The organism is Nocardia sp. bgisy118 (genome assembly GCF_057708605.1).
Genome location: NZ_JBYISM010000003.1, coordinates 283,084 through 296,492 on the forward strand (window position 1 = coordinate 283,084; position 13,409 = coordinate 296,492).

Here is a 13,409-nt window from a genome sequence, read left to right on the forward strand (position 1 = left end):
CTGGCGTGAGTACTTTGCCGCTCGCGGTCGTGCTGGCGGTGACCATGTTCATCGCCGCGATCGTCGTGGGGCGCTGGTTCCTGGTGAACGAGTTGCTGATCGATCGGCAGATCAACGCGGCGCTGAGCTGGGATTTGGCGGCGATCGCGTTGTACGAGATCGCGAGTGTGCTCGGAATGCGCGATCTCGCGGACCGGCTGTTCCTCGGAGTCGGTGCGATGACGCTGGCCTACGTGTACGGGTTCGCCAGGCTTGTCGACGGCATGGACGCCGACGTGCTGCGAACCCGGCAGCGTCGATACAACCGAATCGGCGTGGCGACAGGAGCGGTCATTCTGTTGGGCCCCACCCTGGTGGATCTGCTCGGATGGCCGCTCGGTAGTCCTGCCGTCCAGATCAGGGTTATCTGGACGGTGGGCAGTCTCCTCGGCTCCTTGTGCGGAGCGCTGATCGCCCGGGCATGCATGCGAGAACTTCGCACTCCCGACCCGACGTTGCGGGAGCGCTGGACGTACTCCGCGCTGCTCGCGGTCGGGCTGTACTGCTGCTTCGCATCCGGCATCGGTGCGATCCGGATTGCCTACGGTGAGTCCTCCATGGAGCCCGGTTTGTCTTGGGCCGTAGCGACTTTCGTGATGCTCGGGGTGCTGACAGCGTTGATCGCGATCCCTCTGCTGAATGCCGTGCTGGTGCGCAGCGGGTTGGATCGGCACGGTCGCGCGTGCCGGCGGTTGCGGCCGTTGTGGCGCGATCTCACCGCTGCTGTCCCGGAAATCGTCCTACTGCACGATGATTCGCATCGCGATGAGCCGAGGTCGCGGCTGTATCGGATGACGGTCGAGATTCAGGACGCGTTGCTGCACCTGCGTCCCTACGAGCCTGCGCCGTCGGCCGAGCAAGACATGACGGACTACGCCAGCCGAATCGCGCATGCCGCACGAGCGAAGGCCTCCGGTGAACCGCCACGTCCACGCGCCGGTATGCCCGCGGTCGCCGTCCAAACACTCGGGGACGACGACCGCGCCGCGGGCCTACGTGATCTGCTCCAGCTCGCCAAGGCGTGGCCGAAGGAGGGCGTCGGCGATGACCTTCGGTCGAATGCCGGTGTGGCTCAGAGGCTGACGCGCTGCTCCGGCGGCAGGAACAGCTCGTCGCCTTCCTTCACCTCGAAGGTGGTGTAGAACTCCGCGATATTGCGCACGATCTGGTTGCAGCGGAATTCGTTGGGGGCGTGGGTGTCCTGGAGTCGGGAGATGGTGACCTCCTCGGTCTGCTTCTCCCGCCAGGTGCGCGCGTGTGACAAGAACATCTCGCGGTAATCGGGTGTGATGCCCTCGCGTTCGGCGGCGAGCCGGTAGGCCGCCAGCGCGATCTGCAGGCCGCGCAGGTCGGCCAGGTTCTCGCCGACCGTCAGCTTGCCGTCCACCTTGTACTTGGGATCGAGGCCCTCGGGCACCAGTCCGTCGAACTGTGCGATGACCTGATCGGTCTTGGCCTTGAACGCGGCCAGATCCTCCGGGGTCCACCAGTCGCGGCGGTTGCCGTCGCCGTCGTACTTGGCGCCCTGGTCGTCGAAGCCGTGGCCGATCTCGTGGCCGATGGTGGCGCCGACCGCGCCGTAGTTCACCGCGGTGGTCGCGTCCTTGTCGAAGTACGGTGGCTGCAAATACGCTGCGGGGAAAGCGATCTCGTTGTTGGTGGGGGAGTAGTAGGCGTTCACTGTCTGCGGCGACATCGCCCACTCGGACTTGTCGACCGGAGTGCCGAGTCGGTTGAAGGCCCGCTTTACCTCGAAAGCGTTGACCGCGCGCAGGGATTCGATCAGCTTGCCCCTGGTGATCTTCAGCCCGGAGTAGTCGACCCACTTGTCCGGGTAACCGATCTTGACGTTGATCTTGGCCAGTTTGGCCAGCGATGCCTCGCGGGTGGGCTGCGACATCCAGGACGAATTGGTGAAGTTCTCCCGGTAGGCGGCCATCAGGTCGGCGATCATCGCCTGCGCGCGCTCCTTGGCCTCCGGCGGGAAGTGCGCGTCCACGTACAGCTTGCCGAGCTGCTCGCCGAGATTGTCGTCGACCACCCCGACTGCCGATTTCCACAGCTCCGGTCGCTCCTCCAAGCCGCCGAGCACCTTGCCGACGAAGTCGAACCGCGCGTCGGCGATGGCCTTGGGCAAAAACCTGCCGTAGGCATTGGTGACGTGCACGCGCAGGTACTCGCGCCACTGCGCGATATCCACCTCGGCCCACAGCTGCCCGGCCGCGGTGACGAACGAGGGCTGGCCGACCACGATCTTCTCGAACAGCTCTCGCGGCCGGTCGGTGTTGCCCGCCAGCCACTGATCCCACTCGAATTGCGGTGCGAGAGCCTTCACTTCGTTCCAGCTCATCAGGTTGTAGGTGGCGTCGGTGTCGCGCGTGCGCACGCTGTCCCAGTGCGCGGCCGCGATCCTGGTCTCCAGGTCCAGCACCCGTTGGGCCAGCCCGGCCGGGTCAGGGAACCCCGCGCCCGCGGCCATCTTCTCCAGGTAGACCTTGTAGCCCGCGATCCGGGCGGCGAACTCGGGCTTGCGGTACTCCTGCTCGCCGAGCATCAGGCCGGACTGCCCGATCGAGGGAATGTAGGCGTTGGAGTTCTTGCGGTCGATGTTGATGCCGAGGCCGATCAGGCCACCGATCGGCAGCTCGGCCATCACCTTGGCCAGATCGCCCTTGGTTGCCGCGCCGTCGATCTTCGCGAAGAGGTCCGCCAGCGGGCTCATGCCCAGCCGCTCGATCTCCTCCAGGTCCAGCCTGGCGTCGTACAGATCGCGGATCTGCTGTGCTTCGGAGCCGGGCTTCGGGTCCCCGATGCCCTCGATGATGGCGCGCAGCTGCTCGGTGGTGCGATCGATCGCCTCGCTGATCGCGCCGACCTCGGACTTGTCCGGCGGTAGCTGGTAGTCGCGCAGCCAGGCGCCGTTGACGTGCCGGTACAGATCGTCCTGCGGGCGGACGAGCTGGTCGGCGCCGCCCATGTCGACGCCGGTCAGCCGCACGGTGCTGGCGTCGCCGTCGCTCGTGCAGGAGGACAGTAGCGCCGCGGCGGGAGCGGCGATGCCGAGCGCGATCAGGAAGGCGCGGCGGTCCAGCTGGGTCCGGCGACCGTTTGATGTCAACGTGAATCCTCTCCCCGATGCGGTCCACGCCCGCACGTTGTGATCGATGGCGACGTTCGTTCGCGCCGAGGCTACCGGCGCGGCGGGTTGCGAGCACGGATTCCTCGGCCGACGCCCCCGATTTGGGAACGACCTGGGGATTCCCATACACTAGACCGGTTGCCTGCGGGAGCTGTGCCCGCATCCTGGCCGCGAACCCCCAGTGGTTGGCTCTCGAGTTCTTGCTCGGACCGTACGAAACCGCTGGCAGGCGCGCGTTCGGGTGGTAACACGACCATGCCCGTCGGGTCGGCAATCCGGCGTGCGTATACGTCCAGGTCAAGGAGGCTGAAGTGATTCAGCAGGAGTCGCGACTGCGCGTCGCCGACAACACGGGTGCGAAGGAAATCCTCTGCATCCGCGTTCTCGGTGGTTCGTCGCGTCGCTATGCCGGTATCGGCGACATCATCGTCGCCACCGTGAAGGACGCCATCCCCGGCGGCAACGTCAAGCGTGGTGACGTGGTCAAGGCCGTCGTCGTGCGCACCGTGAAGGAGCGCCGCCGTCCGGACGGTTCCTACATCAAGTTCGACGAGAACGCCGCAGTGCTCATCAAGGCGGACAACGACCCGCGCGGTACCCGTATCTTCGGCCCGGTCGGCCGCGAGCTGCGCGACAAGAAGTTCATGAAGATCGTCTCGCTGGCTCCGGAGGTGCTCTGACATGAAGGTGCACAAGGGTGACACCGTGCTCGTCATCTCGGGCAAGGACAAGGGCGCCAAGGGCAAGGTCATCCAGGCCTACCCGGCGACCAACAAGGTCCTCGTCGAGGGCGTGAACCGGATCAAGAAGCACGTCGCGAACTCCGCCAACCAGCGCGGCGCCTCCTCGGGCGGCATCGTGACCCAGGAAGCCCCCATCCACGTGTCGAACGTGATGGTCGTCGACTCCGACGGCAAGCCGACCCGTATCGGCTACCGGACCGACGAGGAGAGCGGCAAGCGGGTCCGGATCTCCCGTAAGAACGGGAAGGACATCTGACATGACCACCTCTGAGAAGACCCAGCCGCGCCTGAAGCAGCGCTACCGCGCCGAGATCAAGGACGCGCTGAACAGCGAGTTCAACTACGCCAACGTGATGCAGATCCCGGGCGTGGTGAAGGTCGTCGTGAACATGGGTGTCGGCGACGCCGCCCGCGACGCCAAGCTGATCAACGGCGCCGTCGAGGACCTGGCCCTGATCACCGGTCAGAAGCCGCAGATCCGCAAGGCGACCAAGTCCATCGCGCAGTTCAAGCTGCGTGAGGGCATGCCGATCGGCGCGAAGGTCACCCTGCGCGGCGACCGCATGTGGGAGTTCCTGGACCGCCTGGTCTCCATCGCGCTGCCCCGTATCCGCGACTTCCGTGGCCTGTCGCCGAAGCAGTTCGACGGCAACGGCAACTACACCTTCGGCCTGAGCGAGCAGTCGATGTTCCACGAGATCGACGTGGACAAGATCGACCGCCCCCGCGGTATGGACATCACCGTGGTGACCACCGCGACCAACAACGAAGAAGGCCGTGCCCTGCTGAAGCACCTCGGCTTCCCGTTCAAGGAGAACTGAGCACATGGCTAAGAAAGCACTGGTCAACAAGGCCAACGCCAAGCCGAAGTTCGCGGTGCGCGCCTACACCCGCTGCCAGCGCTGCGGCCGCCCGCACGCTGTCTACCGCAAGTTCGGCCTGTGCCGCGTGTGCCTGCGCGAAATGGCGCATCGCGGCGAGCTGCCGGGCGTGCACAAGAGCTCCTGGTGAGCTCGCGCTCCTGGTGAGCGCGCACGCATAACGCAATAACGCACGAGGGCACGGACTCCCAGCGAGTCCGTGCCCTCGTGTGTTCGGGATCAGCGGTAGCCGGTTGGTGGTTCGCCGAGCGTACTCAGTACCTGGGCCGCGGTAGCCGGCTCTGTAATTCCGTGAAAGTGACCGCCAAACTCACCGGTTCGGTGAGCACCAGCGCATCGGTGTGGGTATGCCGCGTGACGTAGCGTCGCCCCGACCAGTCGAGTCGGCATTCCTCGATTTCGGTGATCTGCTGCCAATCCTTGGCGAAGTGCACGATCAGATAGACGGGAATGCCCTCCCTGGCGTACAGCTCGCGCTTGATGCCTATATCGGTGTCGACGGTGTCCTCCGAGGTGATCTCGACGACCAGAAGCGCCTGTCGGGCGACGAATTGGACGTCATACGGGCCGTCCGTGCAATCGCGCAGGATCAGATCCGGATACCGGACCCGCAGCCTCCGAAGCGGGTCAACAAGATCGGCGTCGGTCAGACGCATTGGAGTATCGCTGTGTACCTCGCGGCAGGGGCCGTGCGGATCGATAGCGTATTCGACCGCTGAAGCCAATCTCCTGACGACGAGATCGTGTTCAGGAGACTGCGCCATGGCCGTGATCATCACACCGTCGTGAATCTCACCGAAGGAGTCGGGTTGTCCCGCGAGAAACTCCTCCACGGCGACGAGGCGAGGTGGCTCGTTCTGCGGTGTCGACATGATCCTTACCCTACCTACGGCAGGCCGTTCAGCCGCCGCGATGCATGTACAGGAGGAGAGCTGCTCCGGTGCATGGGCGCTTGCGGTGGGCGCCACATACTCGAACACCGACGGTCGGCTCCCGTCGAGTCCGTAACCTCCTAGGTCCCGGTCGCACAACCATCGACGCCCCGATCCTCACCGTCTCCACCGCGGCCACCCTGATCGGCCGCAGCTTCCCCGCCGCGAATGCGGCGATCGACCGATTGACCGAGGCCGGAATCCTGCGCCAGCTCACCATCGGCCGCCGCAACCGAGCCTTCGAATCACCCGAAGCGATCACCGCGTTCACCGCCCTGGAACGACGCCTCGCCAGTCCGGATGGCGACACGCGGACTTCGGATCCGAACCGCCCGGTGCCGCGCCGCCGCTAACTCTCAGGGCGATGTCCGCCGCCTCGGTGCGCTCCAGCGACCGACATCCATCCTGGGGGCTGTCGGACTGGCGCGGTGCCGTGTAGCGACATCCGGACTCCGGTTTGTGGCCGGCGGCCGGTGAGTGCGCACACGTAATGCTGATCAGGGACCCGAGCCGGGTGGCTCGGGTCCCTGATCGGTATTGCTACCCGGGCAATGTTGAGAACAGCTTCGGATCGGGGCGTTATCTCAATTTTTAGTAACAAACGTTTCTGATTACCGATCTTCCGTGTGGACCATCACATGGAGGATGAAATGAACCATCTCGCAACAAAATTCGTTGTCGCCGTAGCGTCCGTGGCGATCCTGGGCGCGGGTGCCGCGCCCGCGATGGCTGCCCCGGCGCCGCAGGCCGCGCCGGTCGCCGATTCCGGTTCCTCGGGCACCGGCTCCGCGGCCCTCGACCTCCCGCTGGGCCTGCTCAAGCTGCTGATGTGTGGTCCGTGGGGCAGCACGCAGCCGCACCCGAACCCGGCTTGCCGCTGAGCGTCGGCCAGGTGAGCCGAAAGCGTGGACTCCCGGAGTCCGCGCTTTCGCGCGTTCGATGCCATTGCGGTGGCCACCACTGCAGAATCGAGTACTACCACGACCCGAAGGCGCCCCGGCCGAATTCCCTTGTGGTGGTACGCAATCTGCTGGTCACCGACGCGTCTGGGGCGATCCTGCTCCAGCGCCGCTGCGACACTGGGCAATGGGCGTTGCCGGGTGGTGCATGGGGCGGGGCGCTGGTCGTCTTGTGCGAGTTCAGAATTCGAGTTCGGACCAGGGGATGTGGATGGGGAACGGGAAGTTCGTCGTGATCGCATCGGAGTCCTTCGGCGCCCATGAGCCAGTCAGCAGGTAGTTGGCCGTGTGGAGTGGGCGTACGCCAGCAGGAAGCTTGCCGTGCGTGGTTTCCAACGCGTAGGCATGAACCACCGAGATCGCGCTCTTCTCACGCTCCAGGGTGACTTCCCAGTACCAAGGGATGCCGGCTTGCGCGTAGCGAGCTTTCTTGGCTTCCATGTCGGTCTGCGTGTTCGACGGCGAAAGGACTTCTCCGACCAAGAGCACGTCTTCGGCGCGGACATCCTGGTAGGGCCTCGGCAGACAGCGGTGCACCAGGAAGTCCGGTGTCACGAAGTCGGATTTGCCTGTGCGACCAAGGAATACGTTGGTCTCGGTGTGGACCCGCCAGTACCGCTCCGGCCCGCTGGCCATGTCCTCGCGTGCGCAACGACGCAGCCCGCTCCATAGAAGATTCGTGAACTCCTGATGCTCCGCGGGCCCGCGACGCAGCCAGACGACGCGCCCTTCCCATAGCTCGATCTGCCCGGCGATCTCCTCAGGCAACTGCTCGAGCTCCTCCCAGGTCATGTACTCGGGCAGATCCGGCCGTTCGATCCGCGGACTCGACATGTCCTCATCGTAGTATCGAGCTCGCGTCTGACAACCGCTTATCCGGCATTGACCAGCGCCGACATGGTGAAGTGCTGAGCCTTCAGCTGGCGCGAGGCGAACCGCAGCTCGAATCCCGAAGGCTTGAGCGTGATCTGCTCCTTGATGTCGAGCTTGTAGCCGGGGTCGTGCTCGAAGTCGAATTCGTGCAGGAGGTGGGCCAGGGCGAGCATCAGTTCGTGGTAGGCGAACTGGCGGCCGATGCAGGCGCGCAGCCCGGTGCCGAAGGGCTTGTAGGCGCGTTGGTCGCGCTGGCGGCCGGGCAGCCAGCGGTCCGGATCGAATTTCTCGGCGTCCTGGCTTCACACAGCCGTGTCTCGGTGGGCCTGCAGCGTCAGGACCGGCGTTCGAAGATCGGCCCGAGCGCCTGCGCGTCACGCATCGACATCTGGGTGGGCTCGAGCGGGTCGGTGGTGAGCAGATCGCCGATCATCGGCAACCGCCACCGCGGATGCGGTAGGGGAGCTCTGGGCTCGGTGGTCGAGGGCGTGCGAACTGCCATGGGAACTCCTTATCGAGCCTGCGACGTGTCGCGCCGCCGACCGTAGGTGCGAGCGCCGCGTGCTTGCGGCCATGCGTTGGCGAGCGCGAGCAGTATGTGGAGCTCGGCATCGAGGTCCCGGGCGTCGGGTTGCGCTCGGTTCTTGGGTTTCGCGGCGCTGTGGACGGGCGGTCGACCGGCGTTCTTGGCGATGATGGCCTCGGCGATGCGGCGGGTATAGGCCTGCGGATCCTTGTAGTCGGAATCGTCGATGGTGACGTAGCGGCGCAGGTGCAGCAGGCTGTCGCAGATCTCCGCTGTCATGCGGTGGAGCCGTATGGCGGGGTCCTGTTGTCCCCGGCCTGCCGTGGTGTCGAGCACGACTTCGGGTACGGCGGCGGTGAGGTCGGTCCACAGCGGCCGCAGTCTGCGGAGGTTACGGCCGGTGCGATCGTGGCCGAGGCGCGTGGTGAGCGTGCTGATCAGGGGAATGGCCGAGACGCCGACCGCGACGAACATCGCGGTGGCGAAGGACCAGGCCTTGCGATGCATCTCGGGATCGAGGACCGGCTGATCTGCCAGCACGCATCCGAATGTCTCGATGACGGTGGCGCCCACGTCGAGCCCCGCGCCGACGGCGGTGCAGAAGATGACGACGAAGACCACACGCTCGCGGCGGGTGATGTCTCCGGTCAGCATCTCTCTGAGGCAGATCCTGCCGACGAGGACGGCGGTGATGCCCACGGGCAGGCAGAAGGCAAGCCAGAGCGCGACGGCAGGCCAGCCGAGAAGCTGATCCACCAGTAGGTTCGCGCGCCGGGCCGGTGTTCCGGCGGCAAGGATGATGACGGTGGCTGTCGCAGCGACCAGGTCGTAGATGCGCTGTCGTTGCCGGGCGCGATCCGGGTCCGCACCGTCCCACAACTTCGCGATGCCGTAGATGTCGGACACGACGAGCAGGATCGCGCCGAAAGAGAGCTGCCGGGCGAGGTTCACCACGGTGTCCTCGTCGCCGGGAAGTGCCGAGGTCAGGGCTTGCTCGAACCATGATTCTCGCAGCAGCATGCCGACCAGCCCTGCGGCGAGCGCACGGTTGATCAGCCTGTCGACGACTGTGTCGCGCAGCAGCAACCGCCGGTGTGGAAAGCGGTTCGGGAGAACGGTCTTCGGCCCGCGGTGTATGACCCCCCTTTGGGTTCCGTTGAGCTCCAGAGTATCCGAGACCTTCTCGACGGGCTGTCGGGCGTGCACAGGAGCTGCTGGTGAGCCGCGCCCGAATAGCGCAACACCGCGCAAGGGCACGGACTTCGAACGAGCCCGTGCCCTTGTGCGTTCGATTGCCCTGCGATTGTTCAGATTCGAGCTCGATCCATCGCAGGATCGGAGGGAAATGATTGGTTCAGTCACCCGCGAGTTTGATCACGATGACGTACTTGCCGAGCCAATTCCGGGTGTGCGCCAGCGCCATCCACGTGACTTCAGTGGCGACGACAGCAGTGAATACCATTGCGCACCAATGTGTTCCGGCCTGGACCGTGGCGGAAGGGTATGTTGTCTCAGCGACCACGGTTAGGGCAAGTGCGCTGCTGGTCCAGCGCGGTCGGTGCATTCGTAGAATGAAGCCGGGAGTGATGATCTCGCGAGCATTCGGCGAGCGCCTGAGTGTCATGATGGCTCCTGCGTCTGTCGATCTATCTCACCGCCCCGTGCTCGGCCAAGGTTCGATTCAGGGTTGGTCGAGATCCCGTCACCCCTCTCATTCTCGAGAGGGCCTCGAGAAGCATGATCCGCGCGCAATCCTTTGAAACGCCGTCGGGATTGTTGTGAAGAACCTGTGAATGCCCCGGCCGGGGCGGGCGCCGTGGCGGCCACCATGGCGCTGTTCTCTTTTTCCGCTAGAGGTCGTCCGGGAGGACCTGGAACGCCTTGTGCGATGTCAGCGGTGCAAGGGCTTGTCGAAAGTGGCAAGGACGCCCCGAGGTGTCCGCGATGATTATTCCGGTGCCAGTGGAGTCCTCTGTGTGCTGTCTTCGGCGAGGATTTCGTCAACCCGATCAGTCAGGGTCGGGTCGCCGCCGGCGAAGCGACGCAGCCGTAAGGGCTCGGAGCGGCGCCGCATGCGCATGGCAGCCAGGTGAATGGCGTCCCGAATTATGTCCGGTTTGCTGACCTGGGTGTTTTCGGCGGCCTTCTCGATCGTCGCGAGGTCGTCGGCGTCGACATAGACCACGACGCGTTTCAGCGGCATCTGCGTATGGTGGCACGTGTACGGCTCGGTTTCTGCCGTGATCCGTCGTTCGACCCCGATTTTGTCCTGGTCAGCCCATTGCCTACACTAGAGCGGTTGCCTGGGCACCCTCATGTCCGCATGCGTGCGGTGCGCCCGGTCGATACGTACCCCGCCGGTCGGCAGTTGCCGACCGGACCAGCCGAATTGTTGTAGGCCCACCATCGGCGCGCTTCCGGGCGCGCGGGTGCTGTATGGGAACCGCAGCGAGAAAGGTGTCGAGGTCGAACTATGACCATGACTGATCCGATCGCAGACTTTCTGACCCGTCTGCGCAACGCCAACTCGGCGTACCACGATCAGGTGAAGGCTCCGCACTCGAAGCTCAAGGCGAACATCGCCGAGATCCTCAAGCGTGAGGGCTACATCGCCGACTACCGGACCGAGGACGCGCAGGTGGGCAAGACGCTCATCGTCGACCTCAAGTACGGCCCGAGCCGTGAGCGCAGCCTCGCCGGCGTGCGCCGCGTCTCCAAGCCCGGTCTGCGTGTGTACGCGAAATCCACCAACCTGCCCAAGGTCCTGGGCGGCCTCGGCGTGGCCATCATCTCCACGTCGCAGGGTCTGCTCACCGACAAGCAGGCGGCACAGAGCGGCGTGGGCGGCGAAGTCCTCGCTTACGTCTGGTAAGGGAGGTCAGGACAATGTCGCGCATTGGTAAGAAGCCCATCACAATCCCGTCCGGTGTCGAGGTGAACATCGACGGCCAGAACGTGTCGGTGAAGGGTCCCAAGGGCACCCTCTCGCACGTGGTCGCCGAGCCGATCACCGTCGCCCGTGGCGAAGACGGCCAGCTCGAGGTCGTTCGCCCGAACGACGAGCGCCGCAACCGCTCGCTGCACGGCCTGACCCGCACGCTGATCTCGAACATGATCGAGGGCGTGACCAAGGGCTACGAGAAGAAGATGGAAATCTTCGGCGTCGGTTACCGCGTGGCGGCCAAGGGCTCGAACCTCGAGTTCGCCCTCGGCTACAGCCACCCGGTGCCGATCGAGGCGCCCGAGGGCATCACCTTCGCGGTGGAATCGCCCACCAAGTTCTCCGTGTCCGGAATCGACAAGCAGGCGGTCGGCCAGATCTCGGCGGTCATCCACGGCCTGCGCAAGCCCGACCCGTACAAGGGCAAGGGCATCCGCTACGCAGGCGAGGTCGTTCGCCGCAAGGTCGGAAAGACGGGTAAGTGATCATGGCGCAAACCGAAAACCAGAAGGCCAAGCGCATCCCGCTGGGCAAGGACGTGTCGACCGCGCGTCGTCTGTCGAAGACGCGTCGTCACTTCCGCCTGCGCAAGAAGGTCGCGGGCACCACCGAGCGTCCGCGCCTGGTGGTCAACCGCTCCTCGCGCCACCTGCACGCGCAGCTGATCGACGACTCGCTCGGCAAGACCATCGCCGCGGCGTCCTCGATCGAGGCCGACGTGCGGGCGGTCGAGGGCGACAAGACCGCCAAGGGCAAGAAGGTCGGCGAGCTGATCGCCGCCCGCGCCAAGGCGGCCGGTGTCGATGCTGTCGTGTTCGATCGTGGTGGCCACGACTACCACGGCCGCATCGCCGCGCTGGCCGATGCCGCTCGCGAAGGCGGGTTGAAGTTCTGATGACTGCAAACATTTACGGAAGGAACGTCTGATGCCGGGACGTCAGAGGCGTGACGGCGGCAGCGGACCCGCCGGACAGCAGAATGGTGCCGCCGGTGGTGGCGACAGCCGCGACGGCCGTGGCGGTGGCCGCGATCGTCGCGGTGGTGGTGACCGTCGTGACCAGCAGGCCGACAAGAACCAGCTCGAGCGCGTCGTCGCGATCAACCGCGTCTCCAAGGTCGTGAAGGGTGGTCGTCGCTTCAGCTTCACCGCCCTGGTGATCGTCGGTGACGGCAACGGTCTGGTCGGCGTCGGCTACGGCAAGGCCAAGGAAGTTCCCGCGGCCATCCAGAAGGGTGTCGAGGAGGCTCGTAAGGGCTTCTTCCGCGTCCCGATGATCGGCTCGACCATCACCCACCCGGTTCAGGGTGAGGCGGCGGCCGGTGTGGTCATGCTGCGTCCGGCTTCGCCCGGTACCGGTGTGATCGCCGGTGGCGCGGCTCGTGCCGTGCTCGAATGCGCTGGCATTCATGACATCCTGGCGAAGTCGCTCGGTAGCGACAACGCCATCAACGTCGTGCACGCGACCGTTGCGGCGCTCAAGATGCTGCAGCGCCCCGAAGAGGTCGCGGCCCGTCGTGGCCTGCCCCTCGAGGACGTCGCTCCTGCGGGCATGCTGCGTGCGCGCGCTCAGGCGGCTGGAGGTGCCAGGTAATGGCAGATCTCAAGGTGACCCAGATCAAGAGTTCGATCGGCGCCAAGCAGAATCAGCGGGACAGCCTTCGCACCCTCGGCTTGCGTGGTATCCGCAAGTCCGTGGTCCGCGAGGACAACGCCCAGAACCGCGGGCTGATCAACGTCGTGCGCCACCTCGTGACAGTTGAGGAGGTCTGACATGACCATCAAGTTGCACCACCTGCGTCCCGCCCCGGGCGCCAAGACCGAGAAGACCCGTGTGGGTCGCGGTGAGGGCTCCAAGGGCAAGACCGCGGGCCGTGGTACCAAGGGCACCAAGGCGCGCAAGAACGTCCCGGCCGCCTTCGAGGGCGGGCAGATGCCGCTGCACATGCGGCTGCCCAAGCTCAAGGGCTTCACGAACCGGTTCCGTACCGAGTACCAGGTCGTGAACGTGGGCAAGATCGCCGAGCTGTTCCCGCAGGGCGGCGAGATCGGCAAGGCCGAGCTGGTCGCCGCGGGCGCGGTTCGCAAGAACCAGCTGGTCAAGGTTCTCGGCGACGGCGAGATCGGTGTCGCGGTCCAGGTGACCGTCGACAAGGTGACCGGCGCCGCCAAGGAGAAGATCACCGCGGCCGGTGGCACTGTCACCGAGCTGGGCTGACGGTACTCTGCAAGCAGTGGCACCGGACGAGTGACGAGCTCGTCCGGTGCCACTGTTAGAGTTCAAGTGTTGTCTGCCAAGCCACGTCATGGCTTTCGGCGTCCCCCTGTTCGTCAGGGAATCGGGCAAAGCTGAAACTGCCATGTCATGACCATGTCGT

Annotated in this window: 19 protein-coding genes and 1 pseudogene; 13 read left to right on the forward strand and 7 right to left on the reverse strand. The window is 65.3% G+C overall.

Features of this window, described 5'->3' with window-relative positions; all coding sequences use genetic code 11:
• The first annotated feature begins 5 nt into the window (after nt 1-5).
• On the forward strand, nt 6-1,181 hold the full coding sequence (locus AC3EO7_RS05425) for an MAB_1171c family putative transporter (protein WP_435590588.1): 1,176 nt from the start codon (nt 6-8) through the stop codon (nt 1,179-1,181).
• Here AC3EO7_RS05425 and AC3EO7_RS05430 read toward each other — a convergent pair.
• Nucleotides 1,112-3,157 (reverse strand): M13 family metallopeptidase, encoded by a 2,046-nt coding sequence (locus tag AC3EO7_RS05430; RefSeq protein ID WP_435590589.1) that lies wholly within the window; start codon nt 3,155-3,157, stop codon nt 1,112-1,114. The genes AC3EO7_RS05425 and AC3EO7_RS05430 overlap by 70 nt on opposite strands.
• A gap of 332 nt (nt 3,158-3,489) precedes the next feature.
• On the opposite strand from AC3EO7_RS05430, the gene rplN reads away from it, so the two are divergent.
• The 4 genes from rplN to AC3EO7_RS05450 are packed head-to-tail and all read left to right on the forward strand — an operon-like array spanning nt 3,490 to nt 4,932.
• A complete protein-coding gene (rplN, locus tag AC3EO7_RS05435) occupies nt 3,490-3,858 on the forward strand; it encodes a 50S ribosomal protein L14 (protein WP_014981702.1) in 369 nt (122 codons plus the stop codon).
• 1 nt (nt 3,859) lies between these two features.
• A complete protein-coding gene (gene rplX / locus AC3EO7_RS05440; protein ID WP_068056941.1) occupies nt 3,860-4,177 on the forward strand; it encodes a 50S ribosomal protein L24 in 318 nt (105 codons plus the stop codon).
• A gap of 1 nt (nt 4,178) precedes the next feature.
• Nucleotides 4,179-4,742: a 50S ribosomal protein L5 gene (gene rplE / locus AC3EO7_RS05445; protein WP_067785237.1), complete on the forward strand. Its 564-nt coding sequence runs from the start codon at nt 4,179-4,181 to the stop codon at nt 4,740-4,742.
• 4 nt (nt 4,743-4,746) lie between these two features.
• Nucleotides 4,747-4,932, forward strand: coding sequence for a type Z 30S ribosomal protein S14 (locus AC3EO7_RS05450; protein WP_014981705.1), 186 nt, complete (start codon nt 4,747-4,749; stop codon nt 4,930-4,932).
• A 124-nt stretch (nt 4,933-5,056) separates the two neighbouring features.
• Here AC3EO7_RS05450 and AC3EO7_RS05455 read toward each other — a convergent pair whose 3' ends face one another.
• Nucleotides 5,057-5,635: a Uma2 family endonuclease gene (locus AC3EO7_RS05455; RefSeq protein WP_431964035.1), complete on the reverse strand. Its 579-nt coding sequence runs from the start codon at nt 5,633-5,635 to the stop codon at nt 5,057-5,059.
• A gap of 107 nt (nt 5,636-5,742) precedes the next feature.
• Here AC3EO7_RS05455 and AC3EO7_RS05460 point away from each other — a divergent pair, with 107 nt between their 5' ends.
• A complete protein-coding gene (locus tag AC3EO7_RS05460) occupies nt 5,743-6,087 on the forward strand; it encodes a hypothetical protein (RefSeq protein ID WP_431964037.1) in 345 nt (114 codons plus the stop codon).
• Nucleotides 6,088-6,384: 297 nt separating this feature from the next.
• A complete protein-coding gene (locus AC3EO7_RS05465) occupies nt 6,385-6,615 on the forward strand; it encodes a hypothetical protein (RefSeq protein ID WP_431964039.1) in 231 nt (76 codons plus the stop codon).
• A 258-nt stretch (nt 6,616-6,873) separates the two neighbouring features.
• Here AC3EO7_RS05465 and AC3EO7_RS05470 read toward each other — a convergent pair whose 3' ends face one another.
• The 5 genes and pseudogenes from AC3EO7_RS05470 to AC3EO7_RS05490 all read right to left on the reverse strand — a co-directional run bounded on the left by AC3EO7_RS05470 (nt 6,874) and on the right by AC3EO7_RS05490 (nt 10,295).
• Nucleotides 6,874-7,527, reverse strand: coding sequence for a Uma2 family endonuclease (locus AC3EO7_RS05470; protein ID WP_431964041.1), 654 nt, complete (start codon nt 7,525-7,527; stop codon nt 6,874-6,876).
• Nucleotides 7,528-7,565: 38 nt separating this feature from the next.
• Nucleotides 7,566-7,850 (reverse strand): annotated as a pseudogene (locus tag AC3EO7_RS05475) (cytochrome P450); the annotation flags it as partial.
• Nucleotides 7,851-7,900: 50 nt separating this feature from the next.
• Complete coding sequence (locus AC3EO7_RS05480; protein ID WP_431964043.1) at nt 7,901-8,068, reverse strand: hypothetical protein; 168 nt, start codon at nt 8,066-8,068, stop codon at nt 7,901-7,903.
• Nucleotides 8,069-8,077: 9 nt separating this feature from the next.
• On the reverse strand, nt 8,078-9,178 hold the full coding sequence (locus AC3EO7_RS05485; RefSeq protein ID WP_435590592.1) for an MAB_1171c family putative transporter: 1,101 nt from the start codon (nt 9,176-9,178) through the stop codon (nt 8,078-8,080).
• Nucleotides 9,179-10,040: 862 nt separating this feature from the next.
• Complete coding sequence (locus tag AC3EO7_RS05490; protein WP_435590593.1) at nt 10,041-10,295, reverse strand: ribbon-helix-helix protein, CopG family; 255 nt, start codon at nt 10,293-10,295, stop codon at nt 10,041-10,043.
• Between the two features lie 270 nt (nt 10,296-10,565).
• Between AC3EO7_RS05490 and rpsH the strand changes: the two genes are divergently transcribed.
• The 6 genes from rpsH to rplO are packed head-to-tail and all read left to right on the forward strand — an operon-like array spanning nt 10,566 to nt 13,249.
• A complete protein-coding gene (gene rpsH / locus AC3EO7_RS05495; protein ID WP_067785212.1) occupies nt 10,566-10,964 on the forward strand; it encodes a 30S ribosomal protein S8 in 399 nt (132 codons plus the stop codon).
• Between the two features lie 14 nt (nt 10,965-10,978).
• Nucleotides 10,979-11,518: a 50S ribosomal protein L6 gene (gene rplF, locus AC3EO7_RS05500; RefSeq protein ID WP_431964051.1), complete on the forward strand. Its 540-nt coding sequence runs from the start codon at nt 10,979-10,981 to the stop codon at nt 11,516-11,518.
• Nucleotides 11,519-11,520: 2 nt separating this feature from the next.
• Entirely contained in the window at nt 11,521-11,928 is a 408-nt protein-coding gene (gene rplR / locus AC3EO7_RS05505; protein ID WP_431964053.1) for a 50S ribosomal protein L18, read from the forward strand.
• A gap of 31 nt (nt 11,929-11,959) precedes the next feature.
• The gene (gene rpsE / locus AC3EO7_RS05510; protein WP_330252247.1) at nt 11,960-12,625 is read left to right on the forward strand and encodes a 30S ribosomal protein S5; all 666 of its coding nucleotides are present in this window, start codon (nt 11,960-11,962) and stop codon (nt 12,623-12,625) included.
• Nucleotides 12,625-12,804 carry a 50S ribosomal protein L30 gene (rpmD, locus tag AC3EO7_RS05515; protein ID WP_014349110.1) on the forward strand — a complete coding sequence of 60 codons (180 nt, stop codon included), beginning with the start codon at nt 12,625-12,627 and terminating at the stop codon, nt 12,802-12,804. Before rpsE ends, rpmD begins: the two co-directional genes overlap by 1 nt.
• A 1-nt stretch (nt 12,805) precedes the next feature.
• The gene (rplO, locus tag AC3EO7_RS05520; protein ID WP_067833562.1) at nt 12,806-13,249 is read left to right on the forward strand and encodes a 50S ribosomal protein L15; all 444 of its coding nucleotides are present in this window, start codon (nt 12,806-12,808) and stop codon (nt 13,247-13,249) included.
• The last annotated feature ends 160 nt before the right edge of the window (nt 13,250-13,409 follow it).